This window comes from Nocardiopsis mwathae (assembly GCF_014201195.1).
Taxonomy (GTDB): domain Bacteria; phylum Actinomycetota; class Actinomycetes; order Streptosporangiales; family Streptosporangiaceae; genus Nocardiopsis_C; species Nocardiopsis_C mwathae.
In genome coordinates this window covers 764,125-781,379 of sequence record NZ_JACHDS010000001.1, presented here as the reverse complement: position 1 = coordinate 781,379, position 17,255 = coordinate 764,125, and the positions used below count along the sequence as shown (strand labels likewise).

Below are 17,255 nucleotides of genomic sequence, written 5' to 3'. Positions count from 1 at the left end.
ATAGATAGAGGAGTTTCAGAAATGCTTGAGTTTACTTATGAGGAGCCGGACGCCACCGACGGTGATGTGGACGACGCGGCCGAGACTCTTTGGAAGGTTTTTGACAGGATTACTGGAGGATCTTCAGCGGTTCGCGAAAACTTTGGCAGTTCAGCTATGGAGTTCAGTGAGATCGTATCTGACGACATCAAGAATACGGGGTCGTATAACGAACTCAAATGGAAAGAAGCTGCCATGGCTGCTAGCTACGCGGCTGGCGTAACAGCCAAATGGGCAGACGACCTCAGATGGTACGATCGTAAAATAAAGATTCTTGAAGCCGAGCATCTGACCCTAAAGGCTTCCTTTGCTCTAACCATTGGCCCCATGGTATTGGCCGGAAAGGAGAAAGAGCATACAAACAAATTCAACGAGCAAGTGGGTGATCTTAATTCAAAGGCCAGGGCCTACTGGAAAGAGCTAGAAGGAAAATCAGATGATTGCGGAAATAGACTGAAGGAGGGCGTGACTCCTTCGAGCGTCAAGAAGCTCATGGAGGGCGGTCGCCTCGGTTGGATCCCTTACAACCTCATAGGATCGGATGCCCCCACCCCAGTCACTCCGGAGCAGGGAAAGAAGATGGCTCGGGAGATGGAACGGTACTTGAGTGGGGAAAAGGAGATAGACGAGAATTACTACGCTATCAAAGCTGCCCTCGAAGCGATTGGCGCCCGCGCACGCGACAAGCAGGGCAGCGGAGAGAGGTTGACGAAAAACGAGAATGAATTTCTCTCTGAGTTTCTAAACCGACTGGATCAGTTCGACGAAACATCTGTTGCAAACCCTCGGGCTCAGGGTGTCATCGGGATTCCGGATTACCTTGATGCGCTCGCGAATGAGGGAAGGTGGGACTCTGCGGAGACCGAGGCACTGCTGGGAGCCTTGGGTGGCGCGATCCTCGCACTCTCCGACGAAAGCCTCGGGGGTAGCTACAACCAACTCCCTGAGAGCGTACAAAAGATCTTTGAAGGATCAAGTGCGTATGAGGATTCGACCCCCTATACGCATTATGGAGCTCCAGGCGGATCACCAACAGGTGAACAGTCTTCGGCTAACGAGTGGTACAAATCCGTGGACAGTCTCACAAGGATGCTGTCCTCAGCTCCGGAAATCACCGGAGGAAAGCACTTCTCCGCTGGTCTAACAATGACTGTGGGAATGGAGCTTGACGACCACTTCAACAGACCTGACTCCAAGTTCGAGCTTCTTGGGAGTCCCCAGGCAAGTCAAAGCCTTGAAGAGCTTCTGGGGATTACGGCGAGAAACAAGGAAGCAAGCGCTGCCGTCTTTACCGGATACCAGGACGGAATCCTCGATAATCCTGATACCGAGAAAATGGTTAGGGGCCTATTCAGATACGAGTGGGACGACAACGGGGAGGCAGCAAGAGGCCTGACCGACTGGATCTCCAACGACATAAATGATCCATTTGATGTCGATAAGCGCAAGCTGGCTGGGGATGCCGCAGCAAGTTTGATCAAGGTCATCTCTAGTGATGAGATGTTCGACGCACTTGTCGATACCGGTATCGAAGTGGGAGACGGGTATGGCGAAGGAAATGCGTCCTTCACTCAATACAATTCGGAACTCGCTGACAGTCTATTCAAGCTGTTCGAGAGTCGCGTAGACGACTTCGGAATGAGCTATCCAGATGGAGCCTACGAGTTCGAACCTGGGGTTCCATCAGATTATTCCGAAGAGAAGGGATATTATAATGACCAGTCGAAACTTCGGCTGGACCCTCGGGCACGTGTTCGGTTCCTGCAGTATCTGATGGGCGACGAAGATACAGCTGTGAATACTGTCGGACTCGCAAAGGCGAAGCAATTTGAAGCGATGGACAGCTACATTGGCGGAGGCCCAGAGTATCTTGGAGCCAGGGCAGGCCGCCTGCAGTCGCTCGTTGATTCAGCGGTGATCAACGAGGCGTTCTCTCGATACGGAAATGTGGAGGATGCGTTCGAGCGCGAAAAGGAACTCAACAAACGAGGCGGTGAGGCTGCGATTGACCTCTTCCTCGGCTCGGTTCCGGGGGGCGGAGTTGGGTCTTCGTTGGCGGGATTGACGAAGGCGTCGTATCAGGATTTCCTGAACGACTACTACGATGACAGGAAGCCGACGATCGAACGGAGTTACCAAGGGCAGGAACTCGCCGATAGAGCGGAAGACTCTATGAGGCTTGATGCAGAACTGCAGATGATACATATGCTGACTGCAGCTGGAAAGTTGGATGCGAATGACATTGAATCCTCACTGGACAGAAACCTTGAAGGAGATGGTTCGGGAAGTGTGATCTGGAAATCTCCTGGCAAGGATTTGATTTCATCACCGGGAAAGCTTGACAGGGAGGACTACGAGGTCGCGAATCATGATATTTCCAAGGTTCTCGACGAAGTTCGCGTAGAGCAGCAGTCGGGGCGCAATTCCTACGAATACGCCGGTGATTCTGATATCTCCGGAGATAAAGCCTCGGATCTCGTCGACACCTATGTCGGTGAGCAGTGGAAGTCCTACGAGAACTACTCAAAGCGGTTCATGAGCAAGAATGTTGAGGACTACAAGAAGTTCCATGATGGGGACGACATCAACGGACTGTATGCCAAGGATGATGACTAACGCTCGACGCCGTCGGTCTCGGGCACGCACCGTTGTGGAGGATGTGGATATGGGCTGCGTTGAATGCCGCCATTTGATGCGTGTATTGGATTTGAACAGTGGATGATGGGAGTTCTGCCTTGAATGACGTCGCCCGAAAGAAGAAGGGAAAGTATAAATGGTTCAAGTTTGGGGCGTGGCTGGGATTCTTCGTGGTAGTCATCCTGCTGGCCGCCCCATCATGGGGCGTTTCCAATAGAAATACCTGGTATGAACCATTGATTGTTTGCAGCCCCAGCCTAGTGGCCGGTCCTCCTATCTTGGATTTTGGCGACTGGGACAAAGACTACGGTTCGGGTGTTTCAGAGACAAGACTGAACACGATCTGCGAAGCACGACGTGGCCAGCGACAGGCCTTGGCTATCATCGCGGCCATCCCAACAGTCCTGCTCGGCGCAAGAGCGATGGCAATCCGGGAGAGCGAAAATATTCAGGGACGATGACCAGAATCCGATAGAGATAGAGAACCGGATTTGCACGTCCAGTTACCGCTTCGCCGCGGCAGTGATCGGCTACATCCTTCGAACAATGTCGTGACATCGAATTGTTTTTCTGCCTCAGCAAGGTGACCGCAGGTGGTCCCTCAATCGGCGGGCGACCTGGGCCATCAGGGCTTCTGCGCCCGGTTGGCTGATGGCGGGGACGCGGGATTCGGTGAGGACCGCGATACCGAAGGTCTGGCCGTCGGCGTGTTCGACGACGCCGGCCTCGTGGCGGAGGTTGAGCAGGGTGCCGGTCTTGGAGGACCACTTCGAGGCGTCGGAGGTGAAGTCGGGCGCCAGGCGGTGGCGCAGCACGTTCTCCCCCATGAGCGCGCGTACCCGCTCGGCGACCTCGGCGGGGATAGCGGACGGGGCCCACAGCGCCTGCAGCAGGTCGACGAACGACCGGGCCGAGCCCGAGTTCGCGCGCGTCACGTCGAGCTGGGCGACGCTGTGCCCGCGCCCGGCCGTGCCCGCGCCGATGGCCAGGGAGTGGGCGAGGTGGACGTCGGCCGGGTCGAAGCGTTCGGCCGGGGTCTCGACCAGGTCGCGCATGGTGTGGCGGACGGTGATCCCGTTGAGCCCGAACGACCGCAGCGCCGCCGCGACCTCGGCGGGCGGGGTGAGCTCGAACAGCATGTCCGCCGCCGTGTTGTCGCTCATCGACGTGCTGAGGTAGAGCAGGTCGTCGATCGCGATCTCGGCCGGGTGCCGGAACTTGCTGAGCCCCACCGGCCCACGGACGGTGCTGCGTCCCGGCTGCACCACGAGCCGCTCCGCGCCGTCGAGCTCACCTCGGCGGATCCGGTCGATCGTCGCGATGGCGAGCGGGACCTTCACCAGCGACGCGGTGGGGAAGGCCAGGTCCGGCTCGATCCCCAGCTCGGTGCCGGAGTGCAGGTCGCGCACCAGGAACGAGCCGCGCAGGCCCGCGTCGTCCAGCTCGGCGCGCAGTTCGCGGAGGAAGGCTTCGACGCTCACGCCGCTGCCTCCCTGCGCGCGGGGGCACCCAGGCATTCGGCGACGCCGTGCCACAGGTCGTTCCGGATCCGGTCGGCCGCCTCCGAGCCGTCGCCGCCGACGACGTCGTAGCTGCGGCTCAGGCACACCTCGCCGATCGGGCGCCAGTACAGGCCCAGCTCCTCGGCCTGGTGGGTGGAGGCCAGGACGAAGTCGGCCGAGCCGAGGCACTCCGCGGCGGCGCGGGTCAGCGACGACGTGACGGCGACCTGCGCGGGCTGGAGGCCGACGGCGTCGCGCACGCGCATGATGCGGTCGCGGATCTGCGGGACGTCGTCCTCGGGCTGGATCCAGATGCGGCGCCGGCGCGTCCCCCGCTCGGTCCGGACGACGCGGAGCGTCTCGACGAAGACGGCCCCGGCGCTCGGTTCGGCGGCACTGGCCAGGCCGAGCGGCACCGACCACCGGCCCTCGCCCTGCGGCACCTCCGCCAGCGCCATCCGCACCTGCTGGGAGCGCAGCAGCTCGGCCCGCCCGGCGGGCGGCGCGGGGTGAAAGTCGAGGTAGATGCCCAGCTCACGGGCTTGGATGTCGAGGTGGGCGAGGTCCCGAGCCGAGCAGATGTCCGGGACGGCGAAGCGCAGCGGGGTGAGCTTGGCGCGCTCCGCGTCGTGCTCCATCGCGTCGGCGAGCTGCACGAGCCGCTGGGCCGAAGGCAGCATCTCGCGGCCGAAGGGCGTGAGCGTCGCCCTGCGCGTCGACCGGTCGAACAGCCGCCCGCCCAGGTGCTTCTCCAGGGCCGCGATGCGGCGGCTCGCGACCGGTTGCGGGATGCGCGCGGCCGAGGCGCCGAGGGTGAAGCTGCCCCTCTCGCTCACGTTCACGAAGGCCCGGCAGGCGCCGACGAGGTCCATGGGCCACAGGTTATGCGCATTCAGCATGAAACCGGTCGTTTTTGTCTTCGACAGCATCACGAACTGCCCGGAGACTGCTGGGCAAGGCCGCCCGACGGGGGTGCGCCCGTGGTCGTGCGGCCTGCCGCCCGGGCCGACGTGGGGGATCGTCGGTCCGGGCACGGCTCGGCCCCTCTGGGTGGCGCCGGCGCGCACGACACACGCGAAACTCGCGATATTCACGAGGACAGGAGCGCCGAAAATGCGGTTCCAACTGACCCGACGTGCCTCACTGGCGGCGGCGGCCGCGCTCGCGTTCACGCCGCTCATCGGCTGCGCGACCGCCGACACCACCGCCGATCCCACGTCCACCACCGCGAACCGGGCCGCGGCGGACTCCGCCTTCGAGCAGGAGCTCCAGCAGCTCGAAAGCGAGTACGACGCCCGCCTCGGCGTCTACGCGATCGACACGGGCACCGACGAGGTCGTCGAGTACCGCGCCGACGAGCGCTTCGCCTACTGCTCCACCCACAAGGCGTTCTCCGCCGCCGAGGTCCTGCGGCAGACGCCCCTGGACGAGCTCGACGAGATCGTCACCTACACCGAGGACGATTTGGTCACCTACTCGCCCATCACCGAGAAGCACGTCGACACCGGGATGCCGCTGCGCGACATCGCCGCAGCCGCGGTCAGCTACAGCGACAACACCGCCGCCAACCTCCTCTTCCACGAGCTGGGCGGGCCGAGCGGGCTGGGCGACGCGCTGAAGGAGATCGGCGACGAGACCACGCACGTGGACCGCCTGGAGACCGAGCTGAACGAGGCCACGCCCGGCGACATCCGCGACACCAGCACGCCGGAGGCCCTGGCCACGACCCTGAGCAAGTACACGCTGGGTGACGTACTGCCGGAGGACAAGCGCGACATCCTCAACGACATGCTCAAGGGCAACACCACCGGGGACAACCTGATCCGCGCCGGAGTCCCCGACGACTGGACCATCGGCGACCGGACCGGCGCCGGGGCATACGGGACGCGCAACGCCATCGCGGTGGCGTGGCGCCCGGACGGCGACCCGATCGTCTTCGCGATCATGACCAGCCGCGACGACAAGGACGCCGAGTACGAGGACGCGCTCGTCGCCGAGGCCACCAAGGTCGCCGTCGACGCCCTGACGTAGACGCCGACCGCATCGGCGGACACCGATGCGCCGGGCCGCCGCGAGAAGGGCGGCCCGGCCACGGTCCGGCTTCGGCCGTGCCGCGGCCCCGAACGCAGGGCGACAGGTCAGCACGACAGCAGAGCAGCAGGACACCCGCGATATCCACGGACAGGAGCGCCGAAAATGCGGTTCCACCTCACCCGACGTGCTTCGATCGCGGCGGTGGCCGCGCTCGCGTTCACGCCGCTCACCGGCTGCGCGACCGCCGACACCACCGCCACACCCGCATCCACCACCGCGAACCGGGCCGCGGCGGACTCCGCCTCCGAGCAGGAGTTCCAGCGGCTGGAGAACGAATTCGACGCCCGCCTCGGCGTCTACGCCATCGACACGGGCACCGACCAAGCCGTCGCCTACCGGGCCGACGAGCGCTTCGCCTACTGCTCCACCCACAAGGCCTTCTCGGTGGGGGCGCTGCTCCGGCAGAAGTCCATCGAGGACCTGGAGGAGGTCGTCACCTACACCGAGGACGACCTGATCGGCTACACGCCCATCACCGAGAAACACCTCGACACCGGCATGACGTGGCGCGAGATCTCCGAGGCCGCGGTCCAGTACAGCGACAACACCGCCGCCAACCTCCTCTTCCGCGGGCTCGGCGGCCCCAGCGGCCTGGAGGACGCCCTGAGGGAGATCGGCGACGACACCATCCGGATGGAGCGCATCGAACCCGACCTGAGCGAGGCCGAGCCCGGCGACATCCGCGACACCAGCACACCCGAGGCGATGGCCGACACCCTGCGCAAGTTCACCCTGGGCGACGCCCTGCCCGAGGAGAAGAGTGAGATCCTCAACGACATGCTCAGGGGCAACACGACCGGCGACACCACGATCCGCGCCGGGGTCCCCGACGACTGGACCATCGGCGACCGCACCGGAACGGGCGGCTACGGCACCCGCAACACCATCGCCGTCGCCTGGCGCCCCGACGGCGACCCGATCGTCTTCGCCATCATGTCCAGCCGCGACAAGAAGAACGCCGAACGCGACGACGCCCTGATCGCCGAGGCGACCAGGGTCGCCGTCAAGGCGCTGAGCTAGTCCGCCGCGGGCGGCTCCAGGCGGTAGCGCACCGCACTGAGTCGGCCGGGCGATCGCGGGGCGGCCACCCTGCGGAGCACGCACCCGCGTTCCGCCGCACCCCGGGCCGACATCCGAGTACCGGATGCGGCCCGGGCTTCCGCGCCCGCAGTCGCGCCACTCGGACGCATCCTCCCCGCGGTCGGCGGAAAATTCCGAACAGCTGGGCGAGGTTGGGTTTCCGCGCAGGTGAAAGGACACTTCCGGATAAGGCGCCGGGCACGGCCCCGGGGGGGCATCTCACTGCGCCCGTCACACACGCAGAGGCGTTCATTACCACATTCCCGGCAGCGGCATTCCGATCGCCGCAGGAACAGGGTGCTTACTCACGGCGAATTCGGCGCCGCCCACCTGCGTGGTCGTGCCCAGAACCGGATGCGTTCCCGGGAAGGATTTCAATCTCGGTCGAAAGTCATTGCCCGGCAAAGCACAGGTAATGGATTCTTCACGACGTTCCGGATGATCCGGGGCATCGAACCGAGGAGACACCGTTGCGCAAGACCGCAAGCTTCGCTACTCGTATCCTGACCGTCGCGGTCGGCGGCCTCATGGGCGCCAGCCTGCTGGCCGGGACCGCCACGGCGGAGGAAGCCCTCCCCGCCGACGCGCGCATCACCTACGCCGCGTCCGCTGACAACGCCCAGGGCGCCGCACTCACCGCGACCAGGGCAACCGCGATCCCGCCCACGTGGTACAACGTCAGCAACGCTTCGAGCCCGCGGACCCTGACCGCCCGGAACACCGACCGGGGCAGGATCGAGGTCCGCCAGGGCATGGTCTCGGGGCAGCGCGTCATCTGGGCCCGCGTCACCGACTACAGCAACGCCAACCAGTACATCCGCCTGGAGGTCCGCAACAGCAGCAGAACCACTCAGTGGCAGTCCCGGAACGGCCACGTCAACTTCACCCGGGGCAAGGAGCGCCGGTCCGGCCTCCAGTACCGCGCGTGCGTGGTGAACGACCCGAGCGGCGGCTGCCACGACTCCTACCGAACCAACTGGTTCCGGGGCTGACGGGAGCGTCCCGGTAACGAGTAGAGGGGCGCCCTGCCGTACGGCAGGGCGCCCCTCGGCGCGTCGACCGCCTTTCCGGCGGCGTCCCCGGGCGCCCGGCGCCGATCAGGCGAAGGCGCTGTGGCCGGTGATGGCGCGGCCGACGATGAGGGTGTTCATCTCGCGTGAGCCCTCGAAGGAGTAGATCGCCTCGGCGTCGGCGAAGAACTTGGCGACCTCGTAGTCCAGGACGATCCCGTTACCCCCGAAGAGCTCCCGGGCCCAGGCGACCACCTGGCGCATCTTCGTCGTCGCCACCGCCTTGGCCAGCGCCGCCTGGTCCGCCCGGCAGCGGTCCTCGGCCACCAGCTGGTTGAGCCGGACCACCAGGCCGAATATCGAGGTGACCTCGCCGAGCATCCTGACCAGCAGGTCCTGGATCATCTGGAAGCCCCCGATGGGTTTGCCGAACTGCTCGCGGGTGACCGCGTACTCGCGGGCCAGCTCGTAGGCGCGGACCGCCACACCCAGCGCCTGCCAGGCCACCCCGCCGCGCGTGCGGGCCAGGACCCGGGCGGTGTCCCGGAAGCCGTTGACGTTCTGCAGCCGGTTCGCCTCGGGGACCCGCACCTCGTCCAGGGTGATGTCGGCGTTCTGCACGATGCGCAGCGCGATCTTGCCCTCGATCTTGGTGGCGGTGAACCCGGGTGTCCCCTTGTCGACCACGAACCCCTTGACCACGCCGTCGGCCACATCCCGCGCCCAGACCACGATGTGGTCGGCGAAGGTGCCGTTGCCGATCCAGCGCTTGGCGCCGTTGAGCACCCATTCCCCGCCCTCCCGGCGGGCCGTGGTGCGCATGCCGCCCGCGACGTCCGAGCCGCCCTCGGGCTCGGTCAGGGCGAACGCGCCGATGGTGTCCATCGCCGCCATCGCGGGCAGCCAGCGGTCGCGCTGCTCCTGGTCGCCGCCGCCGTAGATGCTGCCCATGGCCAACCCGGTGTGCACACCGGAGAACACGGCCAGGGACGGGTCCACCCGGTTCAGCTCCAGGCTGAGGAAGCCGCTGAACAGCGGGCTGCGGGTGCGCCCGTCGCCGTACTCGGGGTAGGAGTAGTCGGCCAGCCGCAGCTTGGCGAAGGTGGCGACGGCCTCCGGCGGGAACTCGCCCTTCTCCCAGTTGGCATCGGCCAGGGGCTTGGCCGCCGTCTCCAGGTACTCCCGGATCCGGGCGAGCTCGGCGCGCTCGTCCTCGGGAAGCAGGTCGCCGTACCCGAAGAAGTCGGGTGTGGTGATGGGGTTCTTGGACATGGTGGAAGACTTCCTGTTCGAGAGAGATGGATAGCGCCGCGGTCCGGGGCCGACTTCTTCCGTTGATCTCGGGCGGACGGTTCGAATTCCGTCGAGAATTCCAACCGTCCGCCCGAGATCAACGGAGCGACCGAGGCTGCGACCGGGATTCCGCGGGACGGCTCAGTGGCGATCGCGTCCCGCGGCCGCGCGCAGCGCGTCGATGAGCGCGAGGTGGCGCCGGTCGCGTGCGGGGGCCCGGTCACGCTGCGCCCGCGGACCGGTGCCGTAGGCCCGCTCGGTCTGGGCGGTCAGCTCGGTGACGGCGGACGGCGTGAGTTCGGGGGTTCCCGACTCCTGCCAGCGGCGCTCCATGCCGGGGCCGAGGTGGTCGAGCATGTGCCGGATACCGCCCTCGCCGCCGCCGAGGTGGAAGGACTCGAAGGGGCCGATGGTCGCGTAGCGGGCGCCCAGCGAGGTCTTCATGACGGTGTCGAGCTCGTCGACGCTGACGACACCGTCCAGGACCAGCTGGATGGACTCGCGCATGACGGCGCTCTGCAGCCGGTTGGCGACGAACCCGGGGACCTCCCTGCGCAGCCGCACCGGGGTGCGGCCGAGGCGGTGGTAGAACGCGGAGGCCGCCCGCACCACGGGTTCCGCGGTGCGTTCTCCGGGGACGATCTCGACCAGCTCGACGACGTGCGGCGGGTTGAACGGGTGGGCGACCAGGGTGCGCGCCGCGGCGTCACCGTCCAGGTCGCGGGCGATCTCGGTCGCCGGGATACCGGAGCTGGAGGTCGCCAGCACGGCGCCGACCGGGGCCGCCGCGGCGATCCGGGCGAACAGCTCGCGCTTCACGTCGGCTCGTTCCGGCCCGTTCTCCTGGACCAGGTCGGCGCCGTCCACCGCCTCGTCGGTGTCGCGGGTGGTCGTGATCCCGGCGGCGAGCTCGTCGGCGCTGAGGCCGGGGAGGCCGACCGCCAGGCGCGGCAGCGCCTCGCTCAGGACCCGGCCGAGGTCGGGGCGCGGGTCGGCGAGCCGGACCCGCAGGCCGTGCGCGGCGAACAGGGCCGCCCAGGAGAGCCCGATCGTTCCGGCCCCGACGACCGCGGCGGTCCGCCATTCGGTGGGGTCCGCGGGGCCGCGGGGACCGCGTGGTTCCCCTGGCCGGCCCGGGAGCTGTGTCGGTGTCATGCCCTCCCCTTCCTTCCTTCGCGGTTCGGCTCCACGCCGCTTCCCGCGGGGTCCAGGTAGTCGTGGACCGGTACGGCCGCCTCCAGCGAGAGGTCGGTCAGGATGTGGCCGGCGGTGACGACCTCGCGCACGGGCAGGTCGGCCATCGGCGCGAGGACGTGCTCGAACAGCTGGAGCCGCGCCGGCCCGGTGTGGGCCTCCTTGACCACCAGGTCGGTGATGCGGGTCCGCACCAGCTCGCAGACGCGCGGCGGTCCGCCGGGGCGCCCGGGAACGGTCTTGAGCATGTAGGTCGGCACGCCGACCTGCGCCGCCGCCTCCCCGTGGTCGAGCTGGGCCCACTTGTAACCCATGGTGGCCACCGCCACCTGCAGCGACCCCAGGTGGACCGTGCCCACCAGCGCCCCCTGCTCGGTGAAGAGCCGGGGCTCGGCCATCGCCTTGGGGTAGGCGCTCGCCTCCCGTCCGGCGGCGGTGGCCGCGAAGCTGTCGAGGTACATGGCGTGCAGGTACTCGCCGCGCTCGTCGCCCAGCCGCACGGGGATGGCCTGCCCCGCCTCGGTGTAGGGGCCGTAACCGGTGGCGTCGCCCATCCGCATGACCTCGAAGCGCACCAGCGGCTCGTCGATCTCCAGCGGCTCGGGGACCACCGCCCGCAGCGCCTCCGGGTCGGTCCGGTAGACGATGCTGAGGTATTCGCGGTCGGTGAAGCGCGACCGGACCGGCGGGTAGGCCGGTGCGGTCAGCGGCGTGACCGGCCCGCGGGCGACCTGCTCGCGTCTCATCGGCCCGTCCAATCCGGTTCACGCTTCTCCGCGAAGGCGCGGGCGCCCTCGGCGAAGTCGGCCGAGCCGAGCAGGGCACGGACCTCCTGGCGCTGCGCCGCGAAGGCGTCCGCCTCCGGGACCCCACCGGACAGGGCCACCATCCGCTTCACCGCCCCCAGCGCCAGCGGCGCGTTGCCGGCCACTTGCGCGGCCAGGCCGGTGGCGGCACTCAGCGCCTCCCCGTCGGCCACGACCCGGTTGACCAGGCCGAGCGAGCGTGCCTCGGCGGCGTCGACCGCGCGCCCGGTCAGCAGCAGCTCCATGGCCAGGTGGTACGGGACGCGGCGGGGCAGCCGGACCACGCCGCCACCCCCGGCGATCAGGCCGCGCCTGACCTCCGGAAGCGCGAACCGGGCGCCCTCGGCCGCGACGACCAGGTCGCAGGCCAGGGCGAGTTCGAACCCGCCGCCGAACGCGGGACCTTCGACGGCGGCGACCAGCGGCTTGGCGATGGCGGCCTCGGTGATTCCGGCGAAGCCGCGGCCGGGCACCGCCGCCGACTCGCCGCGTGCGGCGGCCTTCAGGTCCATTCCGGCGCTGAACACGCCGCCCGCGCCGGTGAGCACGCCCACGCGCAGGTCGGGGTCGGCGTCGAGCTGCTCGCAGGCGGCGGCCAGTCCGCGCGCGCATTCGGCGTCGATGGCGTTGCGGGCGTGCGGGCGGTCGATGGTGATGACCAGGACGCCGCCGGTCCGGTGTGTCCGGACGGGGGTTTCGGGTGCTGGTTGAGCGGACGAACTCATCGCACGACCTCCTTGGTCTCCGCTTCCGATACCGTGTGCGGCCGCGGTTCTCGCGGCGCGTCGCCGCCCGCCGTCGGCGCGATGTCGTCGGCCGCCAGCTCCGCCAGGACCTCCGCGGTGTGCTGACCGGGTCGGGGCGCGTGTCGCCGCACCGAGGGCGGGGTCGCCGAGAAGGCCGTGGGGATGCCGATGACGCGGTAGGCGCCCTCGGTGGGGTGCTCGGCGACGTCCAGCAGCCCGCCTTCGCGGACGTAGCGGTCCTCCGTGGCCTTCTCCAGTTCGAGGACCGGTCCGACGGGGACGCTGTGCTCGGAGCAGACCGTGATCCACTCGGCGGTCGTCAGTGCCGGGGTGGCGTCGTCCAGCAGGTCGGCCAGTTCCTCGCCATGGCGCCGGGAGTCGATGAAGGGGCCGTTGACGCGGGGGTCCTCGGCCAGATCGGGGCGGCCGGCCGCGGTGAAGACGGCGCGGTAGTTCGCGGGTGTGTAGGGCATGATCATCGCCATGCCGTCGCGGGTCGGTCGGGCGCGGTGGCCCTTGTTCATGGACAGGGTGAAGCCGGTGGGGCCGAGCGGCGGCTCGAAGGTGTGCCCCTGTAGGTGCTCGACGAGGTTGAAGGCGAGCATGGTGTCGGCCATCGGGATCTCCACGAGCTGGCCGCGGCCGGTGGCCCGCTGGTGCACCAGGGCCGCGAGGGCGGAGTAGACGATGGTCAGCGCGCTGACCTTGTCGGCCAGGATGCTGGGCAGCACGGCCGGGGTCCGCAGGTCGCCGGCCCGGTTGGCCAGGTCGATCAGGCCCGAGGCGGCCTGGACGGTTTCGTCGTAGGCGGCGAGGTCGGCGCGGTCGGAGTCGGGGCGGAAGCCCTGCGCGTGCACGTAGACCAGGCCGGGGAAGGCCGCGGCGAGGCTCGCGTGGTCCATGCCCAGGCGGCGCAGCGCCCCGATGCGCATGTTGGTGATCAGGATGTCGGCGGTGCCGATGAGTTCCAGGGCGCGGTCGCGCTCCTCGGCGTCCTTGAGGTTGAGCGAGACGCTGCGCTTGTTGCGGTTGACGTTGAGGTTGAGCGGGGTCATGCCCGGCGTGCGGTGGACGGTACCGGTGCGGACCGAGTCGTTGGGCGACTCGATCTTGATGACGTCCGCACCGAGGTCGCCGAGGATCTGCGCGGCGTAGGGGCCCATCACCACGGTCGCCATGTCGATGACGCGTATTCCGCTCAGCGGCCCCGCTGCGTGCTGGGATCGGGGTTCGGAAATGCCATCGGAATCCATATTCATCCCCCGGTGGAAAAGGTGGTTCGAGCGGTTTTTCGCTCCATAGAACGACGCTAGGCCCCCCGGAGGGGAGGAAAGTGCGGTCGGTGGAACCGATGGGAGAACAACGGCGTGACCGCAAAGGTCACGCCGCAGTGTCGGTGCGGGCTCTGGAGCGGGGCTGCGGCCCGGTCCGCGGACCTACGCTTCGGCCGGGGTGCCGCTGCCGGTGTCGGGACCGGGGGTGGAGTCTGGACCGGGGGCGGGGGCGGTGTCGGTGCCTGACGTCGTTGCCGGGTCGGGGTCGGCCAGGATCGCGCGCGCGGCGGCGACGAGGTCGTGCAGTTCGCGGCCGGCGGCGGCGCGGTCGGTGCGCCAGGCGAGCCCCGTCGTCAGGACCGGGGAGAAATCCTCGAAGGGGAGGACGACGGTGCCCTCGCCCCGGTACCGGCGCATTTCACTCATCGGATCGATCATGGAAATGGAGAACGCCGAGCCGTTGGCGACGAACTCCGACACCCCGCTGTAGTCCGCCGAGTCCAGGACGATGCCGCGGGTGATCCCGGCCGCCTCCAAGCGGACCCGGATCTGGTCGAAGTAGACCGGCAGCATGTCCGATCCGGTGCTGACGTAGGTGTGCCCGGTGAGCTCGCGCAGCGCGACCGACGTACGCCCGGCGAACTCGGCGGCCGGCAGGACCGCCCCGAGGGGCTCCCGCATCACCTCGGCCACCTCGACACCCTCGGCGTGCGCGGGCAGGTGCACCAGCGCGAGCGCGATGTCGCCGCGCTGCACAGCGCTCAGCAGGGCGCGGCTATGCCCCGGCCACCGTTTGATGTCGTACCGGCCGAGGCGGCCGCGTTCCAGTTCGACCAGGCGGTCCCGGATCCGCCGGTGCAGGCCCGGCGGGATACCGATGTAGGCGGTGAGGCGCGCGGCGCCCAGGATGCGCCGCATCTGCCAGGGGATGTCGTCGAACCGTGCGAGGACGTCCTTGGCCATCGGCAGCAGCGCGGTCCCGGCCGCGGTCAGCTCGACGTGGTGGGAGTCCCGGTCGAACAGGCGCTGATCGAGATCCCGCTCAAGATCGCGGACGCTCCGGCTCAGCGGTGAGACCGCCATGTGGAGATCCTCTGCCGCCCGGGAGAAGCTGAGCCTCTCCGCGACCGCGACGAAGTACCGCAGGTGGTGGATCTCCATAGCGGTGACCCTACCCGGTGGGCGTGCTCTCCCGGCCCGACCGCGGTCCTCCCTTCCGGGCAGGTCGGGGCGGGGGTGGGCCGGGAAGGGCGTGGCACTGCGGCGTAGGCGGGTCCCGCTGTTTCGGCCGCCGGCGGCCTACGTCGGCCGATCCGGCCCTCCGCGCCCGTTGTCCCCGCTGTCCGGCTGGGTGCCGGACGTGCTCGGGAAGTGGAGCAGGGTGAAGAACTGCTTGGACTCCCCCTCCCTGATCGACTTGTACCTGTCCAACAGGTGCCGATCGGCGTCGAGGTTCTTGCGGCGCTTCTCTTCCTCGGGAAGATCGGCCAGCGCCGCGGTCCGCAGCGACCATTCCAAATACGCGTCCTCCAGCCTGAACTGGGCACTGCGAAGTATCTGCCACTGTCGGTCCCAGCGGAAGAAGGTGTGCAGACTCGCGGACAGCGACATCAGGACGCCCGCGACGGACAGGGTCGCCGTCTTGAACGGGTAGTCGGCCATGGCCAGGACCGGCATGAGGCCGCCGACGGTGATCAGCAGGGCGCCGGACGCCCGGAACAGCACCACCCCTCGGTTGGCGCGGCGGCGATAGCGGTCCCGAAGCCGCAGCACCACATACGCGATGTCGTGGCCGGGCGGGGACTCGTCGACGTCGAGCATCACGCCCCCACACCCCGAGCTCGGCGGCCACGACGACCGCACGGCGGACCGGCTCGGAAATGATCTCGACGGGTCAACGCGTCTCCTCGCGGTGATCCTCCATCCACTTTCCAGCGGTGTCCAATGTATACGCGATCACCGAGGCAATCCATGGAATAGGAAGATCGACCGCGAGAGACAGAAAGGGATCCGCGCCGAACGCCGCGAAGAATGCGGGAATTCGAGATTAGGGAAGATACTTCTCATCAGGGCATGAACCAGCACTTCGGCCGGCCGTCGGAGTCCCGAGAAGTCCGTGCGAACGAACGGCGCCCGGCGAAAGTCGCGGGCGCCGTTCATCGTGGACCACGGAGATCGTGTCCGCACCTGCGGTGGCCACCGCAGGGCCGCCAGCGCGGCCCCGGGCGCACGACGTGCCGTCGAAGCTCGATCAGCTGAGCTTCTCGCCGTACACGTGGTCGACCGACATCGTCATCAGCACCCGACGTTCGGACACCATCACCGACCGGTACTCCTCCCAGTCCGGGTGCTCCCCGGCGGCCTTCCGGTAGTAGTCCACCAGCGCCTGGACCTCAGGGCCCTGGGGATCGGTTCCCGGTCCGGTGAGTGTCGCCATGCCCTCGGCGGTGGCCCACGCCCAGCCGTCAGGGCTCGTGACCTCCAGCGCGACCCGCGGATCCCGACGCAGGTTCACCGTCTTGGCCCGCCCCTCGGTCATCGAAACGTAGATGACACCGGCCTCCCGGTCATAGAAGGGCATGACCGGAGAAAGCTGCGGTCGGCCGTCCGACTTGATCGTCGCAAGCACACCGAGCCGACTCTCCGCGAGCAGCGCGTGTGGACTGAATCGTGTATCGGTCATGTCCAGTACGACACCGCAGCCTGATCGCCTGTTCCCAGCAGGTCCCCCACCCCCACCCACACGGCCAAGCGCCCCACCGCCCGGGGGACCAGGAACCCCGCACACCTGGCCCCCGCTGATTCCTGGGCGAGGGTGCCCCGGCTTTCAGGCCAGGGAGGACGTCAACCATGCTGACGAATCGTCACCACTGACGCTAGATTGATGGCATGCCTGATGTAACGATCAGACGAGTCCCGGAATCCGCACTGCGAACCCTCAAGATCCGAGCGGCAAAATCCGGAAAAAGCCTGCAATCGTACCTTCTCGAACTCGTTGAAAAGGACGCATCCGTCCCGACCAACGCCGAGATAGCGCAGCGCATGGAGCAGCACGCATCCATCGAACTATCCGCACAGGACGTAACCGACGTCATCGACGAGATGCGGTCATCGCGTTGATCGTCATCGACTGCTCAGCGCTGGTACACGGACTGTCCGACACCGGCCAACGAGGCAAACGCGTACGGCAGCACATCGCGTCCGACACGATCGCGGCCCCCTACCTCTAGGACTATGAGATCACCTCGGTGCTCCTGGGAATGGCACGCGGACGACACCCGAAGATCAACACTCAGGCCCTGGACGACGCGATAAGCGACTACCACGCTCATTCCATCCACCGCTACGAGGCGGCTCCGTTCGTGCAACGCGTCCGCGAACTCTCGTCGAACCTTTCGGTCTATGACGCTCACTACGTCGCTCTCGCCGAGTGGCTCGACGCCCCGCTTCTCACGTCGGATTCCCGGATCCAGCGCGCGAACACCACACGCTGCGAAATCGACGTCGTGTCCTAGCCTCGATTTTTCAGCGGGGTGAGGCCGTTGATCGACCCGGCACTTCGCCCGTTATGTCCCCGGCC

Annotated in this window: 17 protein-coding genes; 7 read left to right on the top strand and 10 right to left on the bottom strand. The window is 67.3% G+C overall.

Annotation, left to right across the window (positions count from 1 at the left end; genetic code table 11):
- Positions 1-21 precede the first annotated feature (21 nt).
- Complete coding sequence (locus HNR23_RS02970; protein ID WP_184073234.1) at positions 22-2,655, top strand: TPR repeat region-containing protein; 2,634 nt, start codon at positions 22-24, stop codon at positions 2,653-2,655.
- A gap of 119 nt (positions 2,656-2,774) precedes the next feature.
- On the top strand, positions 2,775-3,137 hold the full coding sequence (locus HNR23_RS02965; protein WP_184073232.1) for a hypothetical protein: 363 nt from the start codon (positions 2,775-2,777) through the stop codon (positions 3,135-3,137).
- Between the two features lie 114 nt (positions 3,138-3,251).
- Here the strand turns inward: HNR23_RS02965 and HNR23_RS02960 are convergent, their stop codons facing one another.
- Positions 3,252-4,157, bottom strand: coding sequence for a serine hydrolase (locus tag HNR23_RS02960; protein ID WP_184073230.1), 906 nt, complete (start codon positions 4,155-4,157; stop codon positions 3,252-3,254).
- Positions 4,154-5,050 (bottom strand): LysR family transcriptional regulator, encoded by an 897-nt coding sequence (locus HNR23_RS02955; RefSeq protein ID WP_184073228.1) that lies wholly within the window; start codon positions 5,048-5,050, stop codon positions 4,154-4,156. Before HNR23_RS02955 ends, HNR23_RS02960 begins: the two co-directional genes overlap by 4 nt.
- A 241-nt stretch (positions 5,051-5,291) precedes the next feature.
- On the opposite strand from HNR23_RS02955, the gene bla (HNR23_RS02950) reads away from it, so the two are divergent.
- From bla (HNR23_RS02950) to HNR23_RS02940, 3 genes are all read left to right on the top strand, one after another.
- Positions 5,292-6,209, top strand: a complete 918-nt coding sequence (gene bla, locus HNR23_RS02950; RefSeq protein WP_184073226.1) for a class A beta-lactamase — start codon at positions 5,292-5,294, stop codon at positions 6,207-6,209.
- A gap of 165 nt (positions 6,210-6,374) precedes the next feature.
- The gene (gene bla, locus HNR23_RS02945; RefSeq protein ID WP_184073223.1) at positions 6,375-7,292 is read left to right on the top strand and encodes a class A beta-lactamase; all 918 of its coding nucleotides are present in this window, start codon (positions 6,375-6,377) and stop codon (positions 7,290-7,292) included.
- A gap of 530 nt (positions 7,293-7,822) precedes the next feature.
- Positions 7,823-8,344, top strand: a complete 522-nt coding sequence (locus tag HNR23_RS02940) for a hypothetical protein (protein ID WP_184073221.1) — start codon at positions 7,823-7,825, stop codon at positions 8,342-8,344.
- 105 nt (positions 8,345-8,449) lie between these two features.
- On the opposite strand, the gene HNR23_RS02935 is transcribed toward HNR23_RS02940, so the two are convergent.
- From HNR23_RS02935 to HNR23_RS02900, 8 genes are all read right to left on the bottom strand, one after another.
- Positions 8,450-9,634, bottom strand: coding sequence for an acyl-CoA dehydrogenase family protein (locus tag HNR23_RS02935; protein WP_184073219.1), 1,185 nt, complete (start codon positions 9,632-9,634; stop codon positions 8,450-8,452).
- 162 nt (positions 9,635-9,796) lie between these two features.
- Positions 9,797-10,810 (bottom strand): 3-hydroxyacyl-CoA dehydrogenase NAD-binding domain-containing protein, encoded by a 1,014-nt coding sequence (locus tag HNR23_RS02930; protein WP_184073217.1) that lies wholly within the window; start codon positions 10,808-10,810, stop codon positions 9,797-9,799.
- Positions 10,807-11,595 (bottom strand): acetoacetate decarboxylase, encoded by a 789-nt coding sequence (locus HNR23_RS02925; protein ID WP_184073215.1) that lies wholly within the window; start codon positions 11,593-11,595, stop codon positions 10,807-10,809. Before HNR23_RS02925 ends, HNR23_RS02930 begins: the two co-directional genes overlap by 4 nt.
- Entirely contained in the window at positions 11,592-12,380 is a 789-nt protein-coding gene (locus HNR23_RS02920) for a crotonase/enoyl-CoA hydratase family protein (protein WP_184073213.1), read from the bottom strand. Before HNR23_RS02920 ends, HNR23_RS02925 begins: the two co-directional genes overlap by 4 nt.
- Entirely contained in the window at positions 12,377-13,654 is a 1,278-nt protein-coding gene (locus HNR23_RS02915; RefSeq protein ID WP_184073211.1) for a CaiB/BaiF CoA transferase family protein, read from the bottom strand. The genes HNR23_RS02920 and HNR23_RS02915 overlap by 4 nt, the downstream gene beginning before the upstream one ends.
- 183 nt (positions 13,655-13,837) lie before the next feature.
- Positions 13,838-14,836 (bottom strand): LysR family transcriptional regulator, encoded by a 999-nt coding sequence (locus HNR23_RS02910; RefSeq protein WP_184073209.1) that lies wholly within the window; start codon positions 14,834-14,836, stop codon positions 13,838-13,840.
- A 138-nt stretch (positions 14,837-14,974) separates the two neighbouring features.
- A complete protein-coding gene (locus tag HNR23_RS02905) occupies positions 14,975-15,496 on the bottom strand; it encodes a DUF4231 domain-containing protein (RefSeq protein ID WP_246421922.1) in 522 nt (173 codons plus the stop codon).
- Positions 15,497-15,926: 430 nt separating this feature from the next.
- Entirely contained in the window at positions 15,927-16,358 is a 432-nt protein-coding gene (locus HNR23_RS02900) for a PPOX class F420-dependent oxidoreductase (protein WP_184073205.1), read from the bottom strand.
- Between the two features lie 206 nt (positions 16,359-16,564).
- Between HNR23_RS02900 and HNR23_RS02895 the strand changes: the two genes are divergently transcribed.
- Both HNR23_RS02895 and HNR23_RS02890 read left to right on the top strand, forming a co-directional pair.
- A complete protein-coding gene (locus HNR23_RS02895; RefSeq protein WP_184073203.1) occupies positions 16,565-16,795 on the top strand; it encodes a FitA-like ribbon-helix-helix domain-containing protein in 231 nt (76 codons plus the stop codon).
- 128 nt (positions 16,796-16,923) lie between these two features.
- A complete protein-coding gene (locus tag HNR23_RS02890) occupies positions 16,924-17,190 on the top strand; it encodes a type II toxin-antitoxin system VapC family toxin (RefSeq protein ID WP_221308009.1) in 267 nt (88 codons plus the stop codon).
- Positions 17,191-17,255: the final 65 nt, after the last annotated feature.